15 protein-coding genes are annotated in these 18,893 nt (G+C 57.6%); 7 read left to right on the top strand and 8 right to left on the bottom strand.

The annotated features are described in order from the left end of the window. Positions 1 to 140: 140 nt before the first annotated feature. Complete coding sequence (locus KI792_04425) at positions 141 to 1,625, top strand: choice-of-anchor L domain-containing protein (protein ID MBV6632266.1); 1,485 nt, start codon at positions 141 to 143, stop codon at positions 1,623 to 1,625. A gap of 69 nt (positions 1,626 to 1,694) precedes the next feature. On the opposite strand, the gene KI792_04420 is transcribed toward KI792_04425, so the two are convergent. Beyond that, complete coding sequence (locus tag KI792_04420; GenBank protein MBV6632265.1) at positions 1,695 to 2,129, bottom strand: nucleoside deaminase; 435 nt, start codon at positions 2,127 to 2,129, stop codon at positions 1,695 to 1,697. A gap of 161 nt (positions 2,130 to 2,290) precedes the next feature. Between KI792_04420 and KI792_04415 the strand changes: the two genes are divergently transcribed. Genes KI792_04415 through KI792_04405 form a run of 3 tightly spaced genes read left to right on the top strand, consistent with a single transcriptional unit; the run spans position 2,291 to position 5,054 of the window. After that, positions 2,291 to 3,457 (top strand): pseudouridine synthase, encoded by a 1,167-nt coding sequence (locus KI792_04415; protein MBV6632264.1) that lies wholly within the window; start codon positions 2,291 to 2,293, stop codon positions 3,455 to 3,457. Continuing rightward, entirely contained in the window at positions 3,454 to 4,038 is a 585-nt protein-coding gene (rsmD, locus tag KI792_04410; GenBank protein ID MBV6632263.1) for a 16S rRNA (guanine(966)-N(2))-methyltransferase RsmD, read from the top strand. The genes KI792_04415 and rsmD overlap by 4 nt, the downstream gene beginning before the upstream one ends. Then, positions 4,035 to 5,054 carry a phosphatase PAP2 family protein gene (locus KI792_04405; protein MBV6632262.1) on the top strand — a complete coding sequence of 340 codons (1,020 nt, stop codon included), beginning with the start codon at positions 4,035 to 4,037 and terminating at the stop codon, positions 5,052 to 5,054. The genes rsmD and KI792_04405 overlap by 4 nt, the downstream gene beginning before the upstream one ends. On the opposite strand, the gene mutL is transcribed toward KI792_04405, so the two are convergent. From mutL to KI792_04385, 4 genes are all read right to left on the bottom strand, one after another. After that, positions 5,008 to 6,867, bottom strand: a complete 1,860-nt coding sequence (gene mutL / locus KI792_04400) for a DNA mismatch repair endonuclease MutL (protein MBV6632261.1) — start codon at positions 6,865 to 6,867, stop codon at positions 5,008 to 5,010. The two genes, KI792_04405 and mutL, sit on opposite strands and share 47 nt — an antisense overlap. After that, on the bottom strand, positions 6,864 to 8,531 hold the full coding sequence (pgi, locus tag KI792_04395) for a glucose-6-phosphate isomerase (GenBank protein ID MBV6632260.1): 1,668 nt from the start codon (positions 8,529 to 8,531) through the stop codon (positions 6,864 to 6,866). Before pgi ends, mutL begins: the two co-directional genes overlap by 4 nt. A gap of 121 nt (positions 8,532 to 8,652) precedes the next feature. Further along, the gene (locus KI792_04390) at positions 8,653 to 10,065 is read right to left on the bottom strand and encodes an insulinase family protein (protein MBV6632259.1); all 1,413 of its coding nucleotides are present in this window, start codon (positions 10,063 to 10,065) and stop codon (positions 8,653 to 8,655) included. Further along, positions 10,065 to 11,495 carry an insulinase family protein gene (locus KI792_04385; GenBank protein MBV6632258.1) on the bottom strand — a complete coding sequence of 477 codons (1,431 nt, stop codon included), beginning with the start codon at positions 11,493 to 11,495 and terminating at the stop codon, positions 10,065 to 10,067. The genes KI792_04390 and KI792_04385 overlap by 1 nt, the downstream gene beginning before the upstream one ends. A gap of 255 nt (positions 11,496 to 11,750) precedes the next feature. Between KI792_04385 and KI792_04380 the strand changes: the two genes are divergently transcribed. Next, positions 11,751 to 12,695, top strand: a complete 945-nt coding sequence (locus KI792_04380) for a hypothetical protein (protein MBV6632257.1) — start codon at positions 11,751 to 11,753, stop codon at positions 12,693 to 12,695. A gap of 12 nt (positions 12,696 to 12,707) precedes the next feature. Continuing rightward, complete coding sequence (locus KI792_04375; GenBank protein MBV6632256.1) at positions 12,708 to 13,013, top strand: hypothetical protein; 306 nt, start codon at positions 12,708 to 12,710, stop codon at positions 13,011 to 13,013. Here KI792_04375 and KI792_04370 read toward each other — a convergent pair. The 3 genes from KI792_04370 to ileS are packed head-to-tail and all read right to left on the bottom strand — an operon-like array spanning position 12,987 to position 17,171. Further along, positions 12,987 to 13,673, bottom strand: coding sequence for a DUF3035 domain-containing protein (locus tag KI792_04370; GenBank protein ID MBV6632255.1), 687 nt, complete (start codon positions 13,671 to 13,673; stop codon positions 12,987 to 12,989). The two genes, KI792_04375 and KI792_04370, sit on opposite strands and share 27 nt — an antisense overlap. 4 nt (positions 13,674 to 13,677) lie before the next feature. Then, positions 13,678 to 14,301: a signal peptidase II gene (gene lspA / locus KI792_04365; GenBank protein ID MBV6632254.1), complete on the bottom strand. Its 624-nt coding sequence runs from the start codon at positions 14,299 to 14,301 to the stop codon at positions 13,678 to 13,680. Positions 14,302 to 14,315: 14 nt separating this feature from the next. Further along, on the bottom strand, positions 14,316 to 17,171 hold the full coding sequence (gene ileS, locus KI792_04360; protein MBV6632253.1) for an isoleucine--tRNA ligase: 2,856 nt from the start codon (positions 17,169 to 17,171) through the stop codon (positions 14,316 to 14,318). A 376-nt stretch (positions 17,172 to 17,547) separates the two neighbouring features. On the opposite strand from ileS, the gene KI792_04355 reads away from it, so the two are divergent. Further along, entirely contained in the window at positions 17,548 to 18,888 is a 1,341-nt protein-coding gene (locus KI792_04355; protein ID MBV6632252.1) for a hypothetical protein, read from the top strand. The last annotated feature ends 5 nt before the right edge of the window (positions 18,889 to 18,893 follow it).

Raw genomic sequence — 18,893 nt, 5'->3', positions numbered from 1 at the left:
ACGTAATTATCTGATTTGTTTGAATAAAATTCAAACATTAATACCTTCCCATTTCCATAGTTTTGGCCTAGACCCAATCACGCTAGCGTTACCTCGGTGAACCGGGGAACGAGGGAGTTTAGGGGGACAGGAGATAAAATATGTCCATGCTCGTTACGCCAGTCGCATCGACTGACGAGATCAATACCGCCCTGGTTTCAGGGGAGTTAACCTCTGTCGGCAGCGGCATCACCATCACCAATGTGACCTACACCGGTGCGGCATCTGCCTTCGGCACGTTTGACGCCTTGTCATTCGGTTCTGTGCCCGGCGCAAACCTGTCACTCAACAACGGCGTGTTCTTGAGCACGGGCATCGCCGCCAACATCCCAAACACCAACACCAGCCCAGGCTATGGTGAAGATAACGGCGCCGCCGGATCCGACATCATGACCTCAATTGCCCAGGCTGCGTTTTCTGGCGCGGGTGAGAGCCTCAACGCCTCACTGTTAGAGATCCAATTCACGCCGGATGCTGGCGTTGAAACGGCCCAGATCGATTTGATCTTTGCGTCCGATGAATTCCCAGAGTTCAGCAACTCATCCTTCGTGGATATCGGCGCGGTTCTGATCAACGGTAACAATGTCGGCTTCTTCAATGGCAACCCGACCCAGCCGCTCAGCATCATTGATGACAACCTTACGGCCGGTAGCTTTATCGCCAATGGCATCGACTTCTCATTCGTCTTTGACCAGAACGGCAACCCGCTAAACTTCGCGGGTCAGAATGTGGCCCTGGATACTGAGTTTGACGGCGTTAGCCCGGTTCTAACGATCCCGTTTGATGTCATTCCTGGCCAGGTGAATACCCTGACCCTCGCTATCTCTGATACTGGCGACACCATCCTCGACAGTGTGCTGGCCGTCTCTGACTTCCAGTCGAGTAACCTGTCTGGCACCAACCAGGTCTTCGTCGATGTCAGCGGTACAGATACCGATGACGACTTCTCCGGCAGCAACGCGAATGAGCTGTTTGAGCTGGGCCTCGGCGCCGACACCGTGTTCGCCGGCGGTGGTAATGATCTCGCCGTATTTGGTGAGGGTTTTGATGTCGGGTTCGGCGGTAATGGCGCTGATATCTTCTATGGCAACATCGGTAACGATCTGCTCTACGGCAATATCGGCAATGATGTGCTGTTCGGCGGCAAGGACGTGGACACCATCTTTGGTGGTCAGGATGATGACCTGCTGTTCGGCAACCTGGAAGCGGACCAGATCTTTGGCAACTTCGCTGCTGACACCATTTTTGGTGGCCAGGGCGGTGACCAGATCTTTGGTGGTAAGGGCAACGATGTCCTGTTCGGTAACAAGGACAATGACACCATCGCCGGCAACCTGGGTGATGACATCCTAATCGGCGGCAGCGGTGCCGACGTCTTCACGATCGCCCTTGGCGGCGGTGTTGATGTGATCTCCGACTTCAACGCAGCAGAGGATCGGGTCAATCTGGTGAACATCGATGTTGGTGAGTTGCTCTCAACCGCCACGGTCGACCAGTTTGGTAATACCATCGTCACCTTTGCCGGTGGCGGGATCATCTTTGCCGGGGTGCCGTCGAGCGATGTAACGGCGGATATCTTTATCTAGCGGCCTATCTAGGCATCCAAATGCAAAGGGCCCCATCACCGGGGCCCTTTTTGCATGGATCAGATGGCATCATCGAAGATCGCTGAAGAACTCACGCAGCAGCTGTGCTGCGGCCTGTTCCTGGATACCGCCATAGACTTCAGGCCGGTGCATACAGGTGGGCTGCTCAAAAAAGCGCGGACCATGATCGATGCCGCCGCCCTTGGGGTCGGCAGCGCCGTAATAGACCCGACGGATACGGGCATGGCTGATTGCACCAGCGCACATCACACAAGGTTCAAGGGTGACATAGAGATCGCAATTGGTCAGACGCGCCTCACTCAACGTCTCGGCAGCCTGTCGAATAGCGACAATCTCCGCATGGGCCGTTGGGTCGGCATCAGTTTCGGTGGCATTGCAGCCTGCCCCGATCAAAGCGCCGGTTTCACTGTCGATAACCACCGCCCCCACCGGCACCTCACCGAACTCTGCCGCTAGCCGCGCAAGCTCCATCGCCCGGTCCATGGGATGCTCCCCTGGGGCCAGCGGACGCATGGGATCGCTCAAATCCTCATGCGAGACAGCCTGGTTGTCGGTGCTGATATCCTGCATCGGCGCGGTCGATTGGTTTCCATCAAGGTAGATCGGCATTTGCCTTTTACGTGGACGGAAGGTACCACCGCGCCATGAACAGCCCCACCAAAAAATCTGAACAGCAAAGCTCTGATGCCCAGACTGCAAAGGATGCAGACAAGGGTGAGCGCATTGCCAAGCGCATGGCCCGTGCCGGCCTCTGCTCCCGAAGGGAGGCTGAGGCCTGGATTACTGCGGGCCGCGTAAAGCTGAATGGCAAAGTGCTTGAGACGCCCGCCGTTACGGTTGGCCCGCAAGATCGGGTTGAGGTGGATGGCAAACCACTCCCCGATGCCGAACCTGTGCGTCTTTGGCGGTATCACAAGCCTGCTGGCCTGGTGACGACCAATAAGGATCCAGAAGGTCGGGAAACGATCTTTGATCGGCTGCCTAGGGCCCTGCCCCGAGTCATCACCGTGGGCCGCCTTGATCTGAATTCTGAGGGCCTGCTGCTGCTCACCAATGATGGTGAGACCGCACGGCGCCTTGAGCTACCAACCACCGGATGGCTTCGCAAATACCGGGCCCGGGTGCATGGGACGGTCAACCCCGATGTGTTGAAGAAGCTCGCCGATGGTCATGAGGTTTCGGGCATCAAATATGGCCCCATCGACGCGGCGTTAGAGCGTCAGGTTGGCGCCAATGCCTGGGTCACCGTAGGGTTGCGCGAAGGTAAGAACCGCGAGGTTCGGAAGGTTCTGGAGAGTATCGGCCTTACCGTAAACCGCCTGATCCGCATCTCTTACGGCCCGTTCCAACTCGGTAACCTGGGCAAGGGCGGCGTTGAAGAGTTGAGCGCGAAGGTTATTGCCGAGCAACTTGGGATTGGTCGCGCCGCTGGGGACGCCCCAAAGAAGGAAGGCAGGCCAACTGGCCATGCCAAAGCCAAGCCGAAGAACCGGCCACCGCATAAGGCTAAGAAAGCAGCTCGTAAGCAGCTTGATGATGCCACGGACAAGCCAGCCCAAGGGAAAGGGCACCAGGGCAAAAAGCACCAAGGCAAGCCAGGCCCAGCTAAATCCGCCCCAGGCAAATCTGTTCCGGGCAAATCTGTTCCGGGCAAATCTGTCCCGGGCAAACCGGCTGGTGGCAAACCCAGCTCTGGACGATCAAACGGTAAGCCACACAACCAACGCCAAGCGCCTAATAACAAGGGCAACAAAGGTCCACGTCGCGGCCCAAATCAGGGCGCAGGGCCTAAAGGGAAAAACCGGGCATGAGGATCACCGGCGGTGAGATGCGCGGAAGGCGGTTAACCGCCCCTACTGGCCGTGCCATTCGCCCGACCACTGACCGGGTGCGGGAGAGCTTGTTCAATATCCTGGCCCACGCGCCCTGGGCCAAGCTTACCGGCGCGAAACTGACAACGGGTGAGGCACTGGTGCTGGATGCATTTGCCGGTGCTGGCACGCTCGGCTTTGAGGCGCTATCTCGTGGTGCGGAACGGGTTTGGTTCTGGGATCAGGCCGCGGGCGCCACCAGCGTCATTCGAGAAACGGCAAACCAGCTTAAAGTCAGCGATCGGGTTCAGGTCCAACGGCTGGATGCGACCAAGCCGCCAGCAGCGCCTCGCCCGGTTGATCTAATCTTCCTGGACCCACCATATGAACAGGGCTTCCTGCCGCTCAGCATGGCCGGCCTGCTAGCGTCCGGGTGGCTTCATGCCGATACACTCCTGATGGCGGAAACTAAGAAGCGTGAGCATCTGGTTCTGGACGGCCATTGGCAACTGCTCGACCGTCGCGATATTGGCGATACCGGCCTCAACTTCCTTCGCTTGCAGCCCGAGGATGCGGTGTGAGTGAGGATGCCGCCACAAGCCCTATCGGGAAGCTAATCGCCTGGACCCGGGCGGCCCCACACCGGAAGCCGCTGATTTGGCTCTCCTGCCTGATTATGGCCCATGGCTTTGCCATCAACCTCTATCTCGGTCTTTGGCAATATGGCGAGAGTGGCTTCTTCCCTACCCTAAACAGCTACACGATTGGGGCGATGGGGCTGGCACTTTTGATTCTAGGTGCCCGTCGCAAGTTAAAGCAGGTCGATTTGGCCGATGCGTTGTTGGGACTGTTCAGCCTTGGCGTCTTGCTAGCGTTCTTTCCCGCGATCAAATCCGCGATCCCACTCATTGTCCCCTATTACCTTGATCCGTTGCTGATCAAGGTTGATGGATGGCTGCATTTCGGCATGCAGCCCTATGAGTTGGTTTGGTTTGTGTTGAGCATTCCAGCCTTCGTGACGCTGCTGGATATCGCCTACTACTTCTATTTCTTCTTCGTGATTTTCGCGGCTGGCTTTGTGATCTTTAGCGCGCCAGGACAGAAAGAGCGCGAGGCATTCATCCTCGCCTATATCGGCGCCTGGTACATCAATGGCTGCATTATCGCGACGGCAGCCTCGTCCGTCGGCCCGATCTACCTGCCCTATTTCTATGATGGCGCGCTAACGGCCCCGTTCGAGGCTGGCTTGGCCGGATTATGCGAACGCTCATCGGCCACCTGCTTCTTCCGGGACATCCTGTTAGATTGGCATCTCTATGGACCGATCACCGATCTGAATGGCCCATCGGCCTTCCCGTCCATGCATATCAGCACGACGTTCCTGATCAGCCTCTATGTCCATAAGCACTCCCCCAAGTTCGCGATTGTCACCTGGGTATTCTTTGCCGTGATTATGGTGGGTTCGGTGGTCCTACTCTGGCATTACGCGATTGATAGCTACGCCTCACTGATCACCACTTATGTGATCTGGTGGGCGGCTCGCCGCTACCTCAGCGACGGTCAAACAGCTTCTCAACCGACGCCAGATCAAGCGTGATGAAGGTTGGGCGGCCGTGATTGCACTGGCTTGCCGCTGGCGTGCTCTCAATCTGGCGCAGCAAGGCATTCATCTCCGTCATGGTTAGGCGTCGACCAGCCCGAACCGAGCCATGGCAGGCCATGGTTGCGCAAACCTCATGCAATGCACGGGTGAGCAGGTCGGCACTATCAATCTCATCCAGCCGGTCGGCCAAATCACGCACCAACTCCGTGGTCTCCGTCTTGCCCAGCAAGGCTGGCACGGACTGCACAGCGATGGTGCCAGCCCCGAACGGCTCAATCTCCAAGCCAAGCTTGGCGAGATTGTTAGCGCTCTCCAGCATGATGCTGGCTGCTCCCTCACCCAACTCAACCACAACCGGCAGTAAGAGGCGCTGGGCCGGGACGGTTTCGCCCTCTGCCAGCCTCGCCTTCATCGTCTCAAACACAATCCGCTCATGGGCCGCATGCTGATCAACCAGCACTAGCCCCTGGGAAGTCTGGGTGACGATGTAGGTGTTGTGCAGCTGGGCCACGGCAGCACCCAACGGGTATTGCTCAACCGCCGGCTCAGCGGAGACGGCGGCCGCGGCTGGTGCTGCACTGGGAAATGATGGCCCCGCCCCGCTAAAGCGGCTGGCCGGTGGGGCATTGTCCATGAAGCCATTGGCTGGCTCTTGTGCCCAGGCCTCCACCGGGCGTGGTGGATAGATCGGCCTACTGCTTGAGGCCGATGGAAACGGCGTTGGTGTGCGGGCAAGCTCAGCGAGGGTCTGCTCACTCCGTTCGGTTGATACTTGGACGCCAGCCTCAGCCAAGGCGGTACGCAAACCCGTTACGATCAGGGCACGGATACGGGCGGCATCCCGGAACCGAACCTCAGTCTTGGCCGGGTGCACATTCACATCCAGCTCTGCCGAGGGCAGATCAAGGAACAGGGCGACCATGCCGTGGCGGTCGCTTGCCATCACATCCATATAGCCAGCCCGAATTGCACCGAGCAGCAGCTTATCCCGCACCGGGCGACCATTCACGAATAGGTACTGAAACTTAGACGAGGCGCGGCCATGGGTCGGCAGACCTGCCCAACCACTTAGACGGATGGTGCCAACTGATCCATCCGGGGTTGGACGCTCAATTGAGAATGGAATGGCGTTGGCAATGAAATCATGGCCAATCACCGCATCGAGGCGTCGGGCCAGCAGCTCATCCGCATCCGTCGTGGCAAGGTCGGCGGCTGGCAGATTTAAAACCGTCCGCTCCTCACTCTTCACCGTGAAACCAATGGCCGGATGGGCCATGGCGAGCCGATGCACAAGCTCCATCGCCATGGTGGTTTCAGTGCGCGCGGTCTTTAGGAATTTGAGGCGGGCCGGTGTCGCGAAAAACAGGTCGCGGACCTCAACTGTTGTGCCTGGCTGACGACCCGCAGGCTCTAGCTCCCCGATCTGACCGCCCTCAACGGTCAGTTGCCATCCATGCTCATCACCCTCTGCGCGGCTGGTGATTTGTAGACGCGCCACAGCACCAATGGAGGGCAGCGCCTCACCCCGAAAACCGAGGGTGCGGATATCGACAAGCTCTTCATCCTCGAGCTTTGAGGTGGCGTGGCGTTCGATGGAGAGTTTCAGGTCCTCTTGATCCATGCCACGGCCATTATCGGCAATGGTGATCTGTCGCTTGCCACCGTCACGCCAAGCGATGTCAATCTGGGTTGCCCCGGCATCAATGGCGTTCTCAACCAACTCTTTAACCACGGCGGCGGGTCGCTCAATGACCTCACCGGCGGCAATGCGGTTAACTAGGTTCTCGGGCAGGCGACGGATAATCATGCCGCACCATCCCCCGGTGCCTGACGGTGACGCCGCAGCCAAGTAAGAATGCCATTGGTTGAACAATCATGCCCGTCAACGGGCTGATCACCAGATGCCGTCAGGTCGCTCAGCGTCTGCTTGGCCAACTGCTTGCCAAGCTCAACACCCCATTGGTCAAAGCTGTTGATCCGCCAAATCGAGCCCTGGACGAACACCTTATGCTCATAAAGCGCGACCAAGGCCCCTAGTGTGTAGGGGGTCAGTTTCTCCATCAGGATCATGTTCGATGGGCGGTTCCCCTCAAAGACCTTATGGGGGAACAGGGATCGGGCCGCAGACCCGACGATGCCTTCGGCCTTCAACTCCGCACGCACTGCTTCCGCAGGCTTACCGGTCATCAGCGCTTCCGCCTGGGCAACTGCATGGGCGAGCAGGATGTCGTGATGCCCATCCAGCCCGTGATGGGCGGTGGCGGGCACAATGAAATCGCACGGGATCACCGTCGTGCCCTGGTGGATCAACTGGTAGAACGCATGCTGGCCATTGGTACCCGGCTCGCCAAAGATGATTGGACCGGTCTGGGTCGAAACCGCATGACCCTTCAAATCAATGGATTTGCCGTTGCTCTCCATATCCAGCTGCTGCAGATGCGCTGGAAACAGGCTTAAGGATTGGTCATAGGGCAGAAGCGCCTGGGCTGGCAGGTCCCAGAAGCCGCGATACCAAATCCCCAGTACAGCCAAGAGCATTGGCAGGTTGCGGGAGAAGCGCTCGGTAACAAAGTGCCGGTCCATGGCATGGGCGCCGTCGAGGAATGCCTCAAACTGCTCAAACCCAATTGCCAGCGCTACTGACAACCCGACCGCCGACCAAACCGAGTATCGACCACCAACCCAGTCCCAAAAGCCAAACATATTGGCCGGATCAATACCGAAAGCCTGGACCGCCTCACTATTGGTCGACACCGCAACGAAGTGCTTAGCAATAGCTGCCCGGTCGCCCTCGAAATGGCCCAACAACCAATCCCTAGCCGAATTGGCGTTGGCCAGGGTCTCCTGGGTTGTGAAGGTCTTGGACGCAATGATGAACAGCGTTGTTTCTGGATCCACGACGGCCAGCGTGGCGGCCAGATCAGCACCATCAACGTTTGAGACAAAGTGGCTTTGCAGTCGGTCAGCGTAAGGCGCTAGGGCGGCCACCGCCATGCGGGGCCCCAAGTCAGAGCCGCCGATACCGATGTTCACAACGTGCTGGATCTGCTTACCGCTATGCCCCAACCATTGGCCGGCGCGTACGTCCTCAACAAAGACACGCATGCGCTCCAGCACCTGATGGATCGCGGGCATCACATCCTGGTCATCGACGAGCACCACCTGCTGACTGCGGTTGCGTAAGGCCATATGAAGGACCGACCGGCCTTCAGTCTCGTTGATCTGCTCACCTGCGAACAAACGCTCGCGATGGCGCTCCACATCCTCCTGGGTCAGCAAATCACCCAGCAGGCCCATGGTCTCTTCAGTTACCCAATTCTTCGAATAGTCGAGAAACAGGCCAGCGGCCTCAGCGGTGAAGCGAGTGTGCCGATTACCATCGGCGGCAAACGCATCTCGAAGATGGAAGCTATCGAGGGATTTCCGATGTTGGTCTAGAGCCCGCCAAGCGGGAGACTCTGATAAGGGCATGGTGCGGTCGACCACCAGGGTCGCAGGTTGTGATGTGATCCAACCAAGCTAGCAAGCCCGGGCAGTCATCACCAAGACAACCCCGGGGGAGCAATTAGGATATCGGGGAAAACCCGGGCTCTTAGCTGCCGCCGAATGGCTCTTCAGCCAAGGCATCCAAGATATCGCTGCCCAATGGCACAGTTCGGTCCGCCTCGATTCCCTCAGGCATACCAACCACGGAGACAAGCAAACCATCCGGGTTCAACAGCTCAGCAGCAACGCGCCGAACATCATCCGCGCTGACAGCTTCAATCAGGCTGGTACGCTGGTCCAGGTAGTCGATACCCAGATCGCTCTCCCGAATGGCCAACAAAACGCTGGCGATCCCCTCGGTAGACAGCAGCCGCTTGGCAAAGGATCCGATCAGGTAACCCTTAGCCCGCTCAACCTCGTCATCGGTTGGGCCTTCTTCCGCAAGTACCCGCCATTCCTCACGGATCACATCCAGAAACTCACCGGCGTCTTCGTGGTTAGTTGAGCCTGACATCAGCATGACGTCAAAGGCATCAGCAGGCCGGAGCCCGGAATACACACCGTAAGTCAGCCCACGTTCAACACGAGCGGCCTTCATTAAGCGGCTCTGAAATCCGCCACCGCCGAGGATATAGTTCGCAATGCTGGCGGCAAACCAATCTGGATCAGCACGATCAATCCCCTGCTGACCAATACTAACGGTCGTCTGTGGCACCTCCCGCTCAATCACCACGACTTGGCTTCGATCCGGCACGGTGTTCTCGACAGCAACTGGGCCGGTCCGGCTAGCTGGCAGGTCACCGAACACCTGATCTAGGCGATCAGCGAGTTCATCCGCTGTAATGTCACCAACCACCGTCACCAGCAGGGTGTCACGGGTCATCAAACGCTGGGTATAGCCAACCATGTCATCCTTAGTGACGGCGGCAATCCCTTCCGCGGTGCCGAGGCGTTCACCAGCATAACCATGGTCGCCATAGAGCATACGGCTCAAAAACCGCTGGGCCACCCATTGGCCGTTACCTTGGCTTCGCTGCAGTGAGGAAAGGTGTTGTTCTTTCGCGCGCTGAAGCGCCTCGGCTTCAAACCGTGGTTCGCTAAGGGCGAGACGCAAGAACTCAAACGCCTCATCCCGACGTGGGCTCAGGGTCTTAAGGCTGCCATAGAGATTATCGGAATAGACGTCGAAGCTGAGAATGATTGAGCGGTTGTTGAGGCGCTCTTGAAACTTTTGCTCATCAAACTCACCCGCACCTCGGGTAAGCAATGTGGCGCTGAGGCTGGCTAAACCTTCCTTTCCCTTAGGGTCGAAAGAGTAACCAGCGTCGAAGTTGAACCCCATCGCGATGATCGGCAGCGAGTTATCCTCGATCAGCCAGGCCTCAATCCCACCGGGCGACATCACCCGTTGAATATCCGGACCAGCATGAGCGGGGCGAACTAAGCCGATGGCGAGAACCAGGGTAGATAGGACGACCAGGAAACGGCCTGACATGGCTGAGAAAAACGGGCGAACCATCATTGGGAAGCTCCGGCATCATCATCCGGCAGCAAAAAGCCGGTCACTGATTTCTGTTGATTGAACACTTGCGCTGCGACCTCATTCACCAGTTCCGGTGTCACTTCCGAGATCCGCACGGCCCAACTCTCTAAATCCTCAATCGTATAGCCGCTGACCAAGGTGTTGCCGACCGTGCGTGCGGGCCGATTAAGGCCATCACGAGCAAAGATCGCCGAGGCAAGCAGGCGCTCTTGAGCGGCCTCAACTTCTTCCGCGGTTACGCCGTCCTCCAATAGCCGGGCGATTTCAACATCAACGGCTGCTTCCAACTCCTCAAGTGTATGGGCCTCGGTTGGTTCGCCATACAGCGTCACATAGCCCGAGTTAAAGCGTGAGCGCGAAAACATCCCGATGGAGAGCGCCACCTTCTGATCGAACACCAATGGCTTACGGAGGCGGCTCGTCGTGCCGTCACTCATGATACTGCCGAGGACGGTTAGGGCGTAGGCCTCTGGCTCCGTCCGCAGCATATTCTCAGGCATCAGCGTCGACCGGACCCAGCTTGGTCGTTCGACCTGCGGGTCGCGCATGGTGATCAGCGCATCCGCCTGCATCGGCTGTGGCGCGTGGCGGGTCCGCTCTGGCACCTGATCGCTGGCTGGAATTGCGCCATAATAGCGTTCGGCGAGCTTCCTCGCCTCATCAACGGTTACGTCACCGGCCAGGACTAGAATGGCATTATTGGGCGCGTACCACTGCTCATAGAACCGCTCTACATCTTCCTGGCGGAGATTATCGATATCCTCCGTCCAGCCAATCACCGGCACCCAGTATGGAGACCCCGCGAACAGCACCGCATCCATCGCTTCGCCGAGGCGGCGACTAGGTCGGGAATCCACCACCTGGCGGCGTTCCTCTGCGATCACCTTGCGTTCTGAATCAACCTGTTCGGGCGCGAGGGCCAGATTAGTCATCCGGTCCGCCTCAAACTCCATCATCGTCGGCAAGTGTTCCTTAGCGACAATCTGGAAATAGCCCGTGAAATCGTAGCTGGTGAAGGCGTTCTCAGTTCCACCAACGGCAGCAATCATCTCTGAGAACTCACCGGGGCCGAGGCGCTCAGTCCCCTTGAACATTAAGTGTTCAACAAAATGCGCCAGCCCGGAGCGGCCACGTGGATCATCAGCGGAACCAACTTTGTACCAAAGCATCTGGATCGTGACCGGCGCCCGGTCATTGGTCACCACCACAACCTCGAGGCCGTTATCCAGGGTAAACGTCTCTGGCTCAAAAATGCTGTCGGGAACGTTATCGAGCAGGCTACCCGCTAGGTTTGCCCAGTCAGGCGTTGAGACAGCAGCGTTTCCATTGCTTTGACCTATCGGGCCAGGCGGCTGTGCCTTAACCGCGTCCGCCGACAACACGGCGCCGGCGACGAGTACCGCCAATGCTCCACAGACGCGCCAAAAGTGAGGAAAGGCCGAGGTTTTCATCTACGCAACTCCAAGGGGCCGGAACACCATGCCGGCCCGCTAACAATCCCATAAGGAGAGATGGCCAATACCCATGATTTGTCCAGGGGTATATTTCGCGGTATCTGGAACGTGATGAGTGCTACACACATCACCAGCCTTTCTTGGGGCAAGCGTTTGCATGAACAATCGTGCTTGGCCCAACCGCCCACTTAACCTAGCTCAAACTCTATGCGTGTAATTCTACTGCTTCTGTTCTTCGGCCTTGGCGCTGGCTGGTTCTACTACACCAATATGGTGGCATCAGCACCCACCGAGAACTCACAGACCCTTTCGACCTTATCGACATATTCCCTGCATGGGCCGACCGCGGATCACTATAAGACCGCTGGTTATTGGGGTGATTTAGCCATCAATGAGACGCAGCTGGCCTACGTCATTGATACCTATGGTTTCCAAAGCACGTCGGTTGGCATTGGCGATATCACCGTGAAGCTGGCCAATGGACAGGTAGAGCTCGACTTCATTGCAACCGGTGCCTGCCAGCGTCAGATGCAGTTCATGCCGATGCGAAACACGGCGATGTCCTTCATCAAAAATCGCGGGCAAGAATTTTTCGCTAACGCACCGCAGTGTCTGGAGGAGATGCCGCTTCGCGAGATCCGGGTACGCACTGAGTCTCTTCTGACCTCCCGCTTCTTGCAGGCAGCAGTTATCGTGCCCCAGATTAATGCTGAACGCGGGATCGAACCCGAGGACAAGGTCTTTGACGTGGTGCGCAAGCTTGGTCTTCCACCAAATGCAGGCACCGCGGAGATCCCCAACAGCATTGGCGGCTTCTCAACCTTCACATCACTCAATTATCCGGGCGTGTCCGTACTGTTTGATGGCAGCTACGAACTGGTTGAGCAGTGGCATCGCTATGCAGGTGCTGCGACGAGAACCAGTGAGCTGGTCTCAAGCCTTAAAGATGTGCCAGCTGAGAGTGATGGCTCTGATCCAGTTGGCGAGCTTAAGAACGCCGTTCTTGGTCTGTTGCAGGATCCTGATATCCAGGCTGGCGCCGAGGCAGTTAGCGAGATTGAGGATCGCCTGTCACCCGACATCGTGATGTTCCGGGTAAAGGGTAAGCCCACGCCCGCCATGCTCGAAGCCTTTCAAAACTCACCCTACTAAAGGCCTGAACTGATGGAAATCACCGACGCCTTTTTGGGCTTTATGGCCGGGTTCGCCATTTTCGGCACTGGGATCGCTTGGCTTGCCCATCGGCGGTTGCGGGCCATCGGACGGGTAATCGACCTAACCGACCCTCGCCAATCCAAGGCCGTTGAGTATTGGCGCCGTATTCGCGGCGGTGGCTTATTCCTGCTGGTCTTCTGCAGCGCGATCCTGGTTACAGGCATCAATGATCGGATGGGTGATGCCCCCACCGATGACATTCAGGCTGTAGACAGCGCTGAACCAGGATTAGAAGTCGAAGAGACCCTCGAGTAGGGCTCGGCTCTCACGCTCAATGCGCGGGGTTTCGCCAACCGTGGTTGGGCGACCTAGGGCCTCATTCTCTTGCAGACGACGACGCTCTTCATNGGCATCAACAATCGTGCCGGGCGCAAGTGGATCACGCCAGAACAAGATACGGTCGGTAAAGCTCTCATTGGCGCTAGCCAACTCGGTGGATTCCGCATTCACAATCTGGCGAATATTCGGCAGCGCCTGATCGGCACCGGCTGCACGCAGGATCGCACGCTCGCCATAGCTTTGTGAGACGGCTCGCTCAACCGTGCCGCTGGGCGCGATGGCGACCAGACCACCGCGATCAACCACGTCCCCTTCCCGTGGTGGGAATGGGCGGCTACCTGCTGGGTCCTCAACTTGAATTTCTGATGGTGCGGGGCGCCCCTCAAACAGTGATGCGGCCGCCGCATCGGNCATCNTGCCCTCTTGCGGGCGGGCGGCACCTGGTTGTGGTGGGCGCAGATTGACATCCGGCGGCAGTGATAATGGTGCCCGCGAGACGACAGCAAACTCATCAGGCGAGACACGCTCAAGCCCCAGCTGCTTTTGCACACCGCTGCAGGCGCTCAAGCCCACACCGATGGCAAGCACCGATAGGATGGTTGGAATACCGCGATGTCCAGCAAACTTGCCCGTCATCGTATCAACTCCGTTCAGCCCGGTTGTCAGACCCGTTATCGGGTCCATCACTCGTGTTTCCAGCCCCCGCATCCACCGCTGCCGGTTGTGTTCCGGCCTTCTCGGGTTGCGTAAAGCTACGCCACAAAAGAATCATAACGCCCACGACAATACAACTATCGGCGATATTGAAGGCGGGCCAGGCATAGTCACCGATGTAAAAATGAAAGAAGTCAGCAACCGCGCCGTAGAGTGCGCGATCGATGATATTGCCGATGGCACCACCAATCACCGTGCCGATTGCCAGCACCGACCAACGATCATCAGCGCTGCGTAACCAGTTGATTAAAAACCCAATGATAACCACGGCAACCGCACTCAACACATAGGGTTGCCAATCACCATCGGTATTACCGATGCCAAAACTAACACCCCGATTCCACACCATGACGAATTTCAGAAACGGTGTGACGTCGATGGGCGGATGCCAGCTGGCCTGGGTGATAACACCCTCAAAACCGTAGAGCTGGCGCAGAAACCACCATTTGCAAATCTGGTCGGCCACAACCATGACCCCAGCCAAGCCAAAGGCGGCCAGCCATTTATTGCTAGCCGCCTTGGTTGGTTTTGCGGTTTCAGCCTCAGCCATCTGGCCAGACGTCCTTATTCAGCTGCCGTGCGAATGATTGCGACCGCATCAGCGCAGCGATTGCAGAGCTTGCCGCCATCAACCGGTGCAACCTCTGGCAACACCTGCCAGCAACGATCACACTTCTCACCCTCAGCGGCATTGGCCAGCACGCCGACGCCCGCCACCTCTTCTAGGGTGAAGGCGTCGCCAGGTGCCGCACCACTCGTCAACTCGACGCCCGATGTAATGGCGACCTCGGCGAAATCAATGCCCTCAACGGCCTTTGCCAGTTCTGGCGTGACGAAAACCGACGGCTTCGCCTCAAGGGAAGAACCGATCTTCTCCTCCTTCCGGGCCAGTTCAAGCGCGCCAGTGATTACCGAGCGAACCTTGCGGACATCGGCCCAACGGGCCGCCAGAGCCTCATCTCGCCACTCTGCGGGTACATCGACAAAAGTCTGCAGATGCACACTGCCCGCTTCCTTGCCATGGCGGGTAAGCCAGGCTTCCTCAGCGGTGAAGCACAGCACCGGCGCCAGCCAGGTGGTCAGGCAGTCAAAGACCTTATCCAGCACGGTGCGGGCCGAACGACGACGCAAGGAATCTGGGCGGTCGCAATAGATCGCATCCTTCCGGATGTCGAAATAGAACGCCGATAGGTCCTTGGCACAGAAATCATGCAGCTCGCGGAACATGCGTTGATAGTCAAAGTTCTCAAGGCAATCGCACACCAGCTCGTCCAGCTCAGTCAGACGATGCAGCACCCAACGCTCAAGCTCCGGCATATCAGCAGGGGCAACCCGCTCCGAGCCATCGAAGCCGTGCAAGCTACCCAGCGTCCAACGCAGGGTGTTACGGAGGCGACGGTAGAGGTCGGCCTGACCTTTGATGATCGTGTTACCGATCCGGATATCCTCATGATAGTCGGAGGAGATCACCCAGAGGCGCAGGATGTCGGCACCATATTGCTTCATCACATCCTGGGGTGCCGTGGTGTTGCCCAGGGATTTGGACATCTTCCGCCCCTGCTCATCGAGCGCAAAGCCATGGGTCAGGACCGCATTGTAAGGCGCCCGTCCCCGTGTGCCGCAGCTCTCAAGCAGGGAGGAGTGGAACCAACCCCGGTGCTGGTCAGAGCCCTCAAGATAGAGGTCAGCTGGCCAGCGTTGATCGTCCCGCGCTTCTAGGACGAAGGCGTGGGTTGAGCCACTCTCGAACCAGACCTCAACGATGTCGCGCACCTGCTCGAAATCATCGGCGTTGTATTCATTGCCGAGGAAATCTTGGGCATCCCGCGCGAACCAGGCATCGGAACCTTCCTCACGGAAGATATCCTCAATCCGCTTCATGACGGTGGGGTCGTCGAGCACTTTGCCGTCGGATTTGGAGACAAACAGCGCAATCGGCACGCCCCAGGCGCGCTGACGGCTGATGCACCAATCTGGCCGCGCCTCCACCATGGAGTAGATGCGGTTCTCGGCACTCTCAGGCACCCAGCGGGTTTCCTTGATCGCCGATAGCGCCTTCTCACGCAGGTTGTTCGTCTCCATCGAGATGAACCATTGCGGCGTGGTGCGGAAGATCAGCGGCGCCTTGGAGCGCCAGGAATGCGGGTAAGAGTGCTTCAACCGCCCTTGGGTTAGGAGGCCGCCAGCCTCGATCAGCTTAGCCATCACCGCCTTATTGGCGGTGCCGGTCTTACCCTTCTGGTCGAGCACGGTCTCACCTGCGAACAGCGCCACACGCTCGTAATAGCGACCATCCTCGGCCACCGTCTCCGGCACGGCGATACCGTGTTCCTTACCCAGCTTGAAGTCATCCTCACCATGGCCAGGGGCGATATGGACGATGCCCGTGCCCTGTTCGGTCGTGACAAAGTCACCGGGCAGCATTGGCACATCGAAGCCGTAATAGTCATCGAGCGCATGCAGTGGGTGACGGCAAACCGTACCGGCGAGTTCTGAACCCTTGAACCGGGCCAGCTCCTTAACCTCGGCGATGCGCGCCTGTTCCGTTACGGCACCAACCAGCTCGGCAGCGAGAACAAACTTCTCACCCAGCTGCGCGTGGCTGCCCTCACCCAGCTCGGTCACCTCAACAACGACATAGTCGAAGTCTTCGCCATAGGCGGTTGCCCGGTTACCCGGGATGGTCCAGGGGGTGGTTGTCCAGATGACGACGCTGGCGCCCTCGGTCGCTGGCACGCTGGCCTTCGCCACCGGGAAGCGGACCCAGATCATCTGACTTTGGTGTTCGTGATACTCAACCTCAGCATCGGCGAGCGCGGTCTTCTCAACCACGGACCAGAGGACCGGTTTCACGCCTTTATAGAGGCCGCCATTGCCGACGAATTTGAAGATCTCGGCAACGATGGTCGCCTCGGCATCATTGGTCATGGTCAGATATGGGGCATCCCAATCACCGACCACGCCCAGACGCTTAAACTCACCGGCCTGGATCTCAATCCATTTGGCGGCGAAGTCCCGGCATTCCTGACGCAGCTCCAGGATTGGCACGTCATCCTTATTCTTACCCTTGGAGCGATACAGCTCCTCGATCTTCCATTCGATCGGCAGGCCGTGACAGTCCCAGCCCGGCACATAGACGGCATCCTTGCCCAGCATGCCCTGGCTGCGGGTCACCACATCCTTCAGGATCTTATTCACCGCGTGGCCGATATGGATGTTGCCATTGGCATATGGCGGGCCATCGTGCAGGACGAATTTCTCCCGCCCCTTGGCAACCTCACGCTGCTTTTTGTAGAGGTCGATCTCCTCCCACCAGGCGAGGATTTCCGGCTCCTTCTTCGGTAGCCCGGCGCGCATGGGAAAGTCGGTGGTTGGCAGGAAAACAGTGTCTTTAAGTTCGGTATTAGACTCAGAAGTCATCGGACAAATCTCGGATGTGCAGATCTTCGGATTAACAGCAGCAGCGCTCTCATATCCGGCCCAACACGAACCGGGATGGAAAGCGGCGAATTCCTAGGCGCTGGGTGTAGCGCAATTAAGGCAAGCTGTCTTGAAACAAAAACGGGCCACAATCGGCGTTGTGTCGCCCCAGCGCGCGCATGAACGCGCTCCCGGCCGCTAGTCTAAGCGACCGGGCCAATAATTCGCGCAATCAGGCGCGGATATGGGGTGCCGGTGTTCATAAGAGCGAGTGTGCGAAATCAAACCGAAGAGAGCAAGCCCACAACCAACAAGCCAGCCCTGCCCTGGGCGCTTAAGAACACAAAATAATGTGCGGTTGTGATAGGGTGCCAGCATGAAAAGCGAGCTGAAATCCATCGCCATAGCGGCAATTGCAGCGGCGGCCTTGTTACTGGGCGCACCCGCCAAAGCCGAAGACTTCGACTTCTCCCGCATCGGGCCCGAACGCGCACCAACACTTGAAGAGAACAGTGGGCAGCCAGTGCTCAATCCAGGCATGCCCGGACCACGTTATTACGTGCGTGAGATTGAGCAGGCTTTGGCCGGTTTGGAGGCTGCGGCCATAAGCTGGGAAGATAAAGGGGACCACATCAATCCCTCCTTCCAGATCAGGATCAACCATGGCCTGCAGAAGTATTGGGATGCCGCACAACCTCATCTAGTCAGCCTGTCGGATTATGAGTTCCTTGGGTCTCTAGAAATCAGGTTCTTCGAGCCGATTGAATTGAGCGGCGTGAGCCAGCTTGAAAACCTCTCACGGATCAGCCTGCGGTACCCACAAGAGGGCTTCGACAAGTACCTTTGCAGCCTACTGAACCTTGAAAGACTAGCTATTAATGATGCCTCGAACGTAGATCCAAAACAGCTGTATTGCCTCAGATCGCTTCGACACCTGAGAATTCATGCATCGACATTCAAGAGCCCTGTCGATGAGGAGCAGTTCGCCAATTTGGAGCGTCTATCGACGGATTGGCCGGACGCGGAGCCAGAGAACATCCAACAAGTTGATAGCCCTGAGCCCCAAATCAACATGAGAGATGGGCGTAAGATCATAACCATTCAAGAGACGCATTCTCAGAACATCAATGTAGGAGAAGTGCACGCTGACGCCGTTGAACTGCGCCTTTACAAAAGCAGTGTTCAAGATTGGTCAGCGATTTCTGGATACCCCGACTTGGCCAGCATCTGGACCGGCAACACTCTATTCGATGATGATGCATCCGCGTTTTCAAAGCTGCCGCAGTTGCGCCTGTTAGTGCTCCAAAGCTTGAACGTCGATATTGAGCCCATCATCACAGCTCCGGCTATTACCGAACTGTTTATTGCCGAACATAATGATGTGGTTTTTGGCGATGCAAAACCTTCTGAGTCTCTTCAGAAACTGACGCTTGCCAATGTCGACGATGAAGACGTCGATGGCCTTAGTAGGCTGAACTCAGTTACTGAGCTCTTTGTTGGTGGGCGGTTCCTAACTAAGCTTCAGTGGATCAAAGGTTTCGATAATCTGGAAAAGCTGGCGATCGGCGGGACCGGCATTCGTGACTTTTCAGTCTTAAACAGCTTGCCCAGCCTAAAGTCGGTAATGTTGCTGAACCCAGCTATAGACATTGCGCCGGTTATTGAGGGTGTTGAGGTTCACTGCACGACTTGTATAGCCCGCAAACCTCCCCCCTAGAAATC

It is taken from the genome of Alphaproteobacteria bacterium SS10, assembly GCA_019192455.1.
Lineage (GTDB): Bacteria > Pseudomonadota > Alphaproteobacteria > TMED2 > TMED2 > TMED2.
The sequence above is the reverse complement of the archived record's forward strand: the minus strand, read 5'-3'. Positions and strand labels throughout refer to the sequence as shown.

Coding starts and splice junctions, on each gene's coding strand:
- KI792_04425 (MBV6632266.1), top strand. CDS start 141: ATGTCCATGCTCGTTACGCCAGTCGCATCGACTGACGAGATCAATACC.
- KI792_04420 (MBV6632265.1), bottom strand. CDS start 2,129: ATGGACCGGGCGATGGAGCTTGCGCGGCTAGCGGCAGAGTTCGGTGAG.
- KI792_04415 (MBV6632264.1), top strand. CDS start 2,291: ATGAACAGCCCCACCAAAAAATCTGAACAGCAAAGCTCTGATGCCCAG.
- rsmD (MBV6632263.1), top strand. CDS start 3,454: ATGAGGATCACCGGCGGTGAGATGCGCGGAAGGCGGTTAACCGCCCCT.
- mutL (MBV6632261.1), bottom strand. CDS start 6,867: ATGATTATCCGTCGCCTGCCCGAGAACCTAGTTAACCGCATTGCCGCC.
- pgi (MBV6632260.1), bottom strand. CDS start 8,531: ATGCCCTTATCAGAGTCTCCCGCTTGGCGGGCTCTAGACCAACATCGG.
- KI792_04390 (MBV6632259.1), bottom strand. CDS start 10,065: ATGGTTCGCCCGTTTTTCTCAGCCATGTCAGGCCGTTTCCTGGTCGTC.
- KI792_04380 (MBV6632257.1), top strand. CDS start 11,751: ATGCGTGTAATTCTACTGCTTCTGTTCTTCGGCCTTGGCGCTGGCTGG.
- KI792_04375 (MBV6632256.1), top strand. CDS start 12,708: ATGGAAATCACCGACGCCTTTTTGGGCTTTATGGCCGGGTTCGCCATT.
- lspA (MBV6632254.1), bottom strand. CDS start 14,301: ATGGCTGAGGCTGAAACCGCAAAACCAACCAAGGCGGCTAGCAATAAA.
- ileS (MBV6632253.1), bottom strand. CDS start 17,171: ATGACTTCTGAGTCTAATACCGAACTTAAAGACACTGTTTTCCTGCCA.
- KI792_04355 (MBV6632252.1), top strand. CDS start 17,548: ATGAAAAGCGAGCTGAAATCCATCGCCATAGCGGCAATTGCAGCGGCG.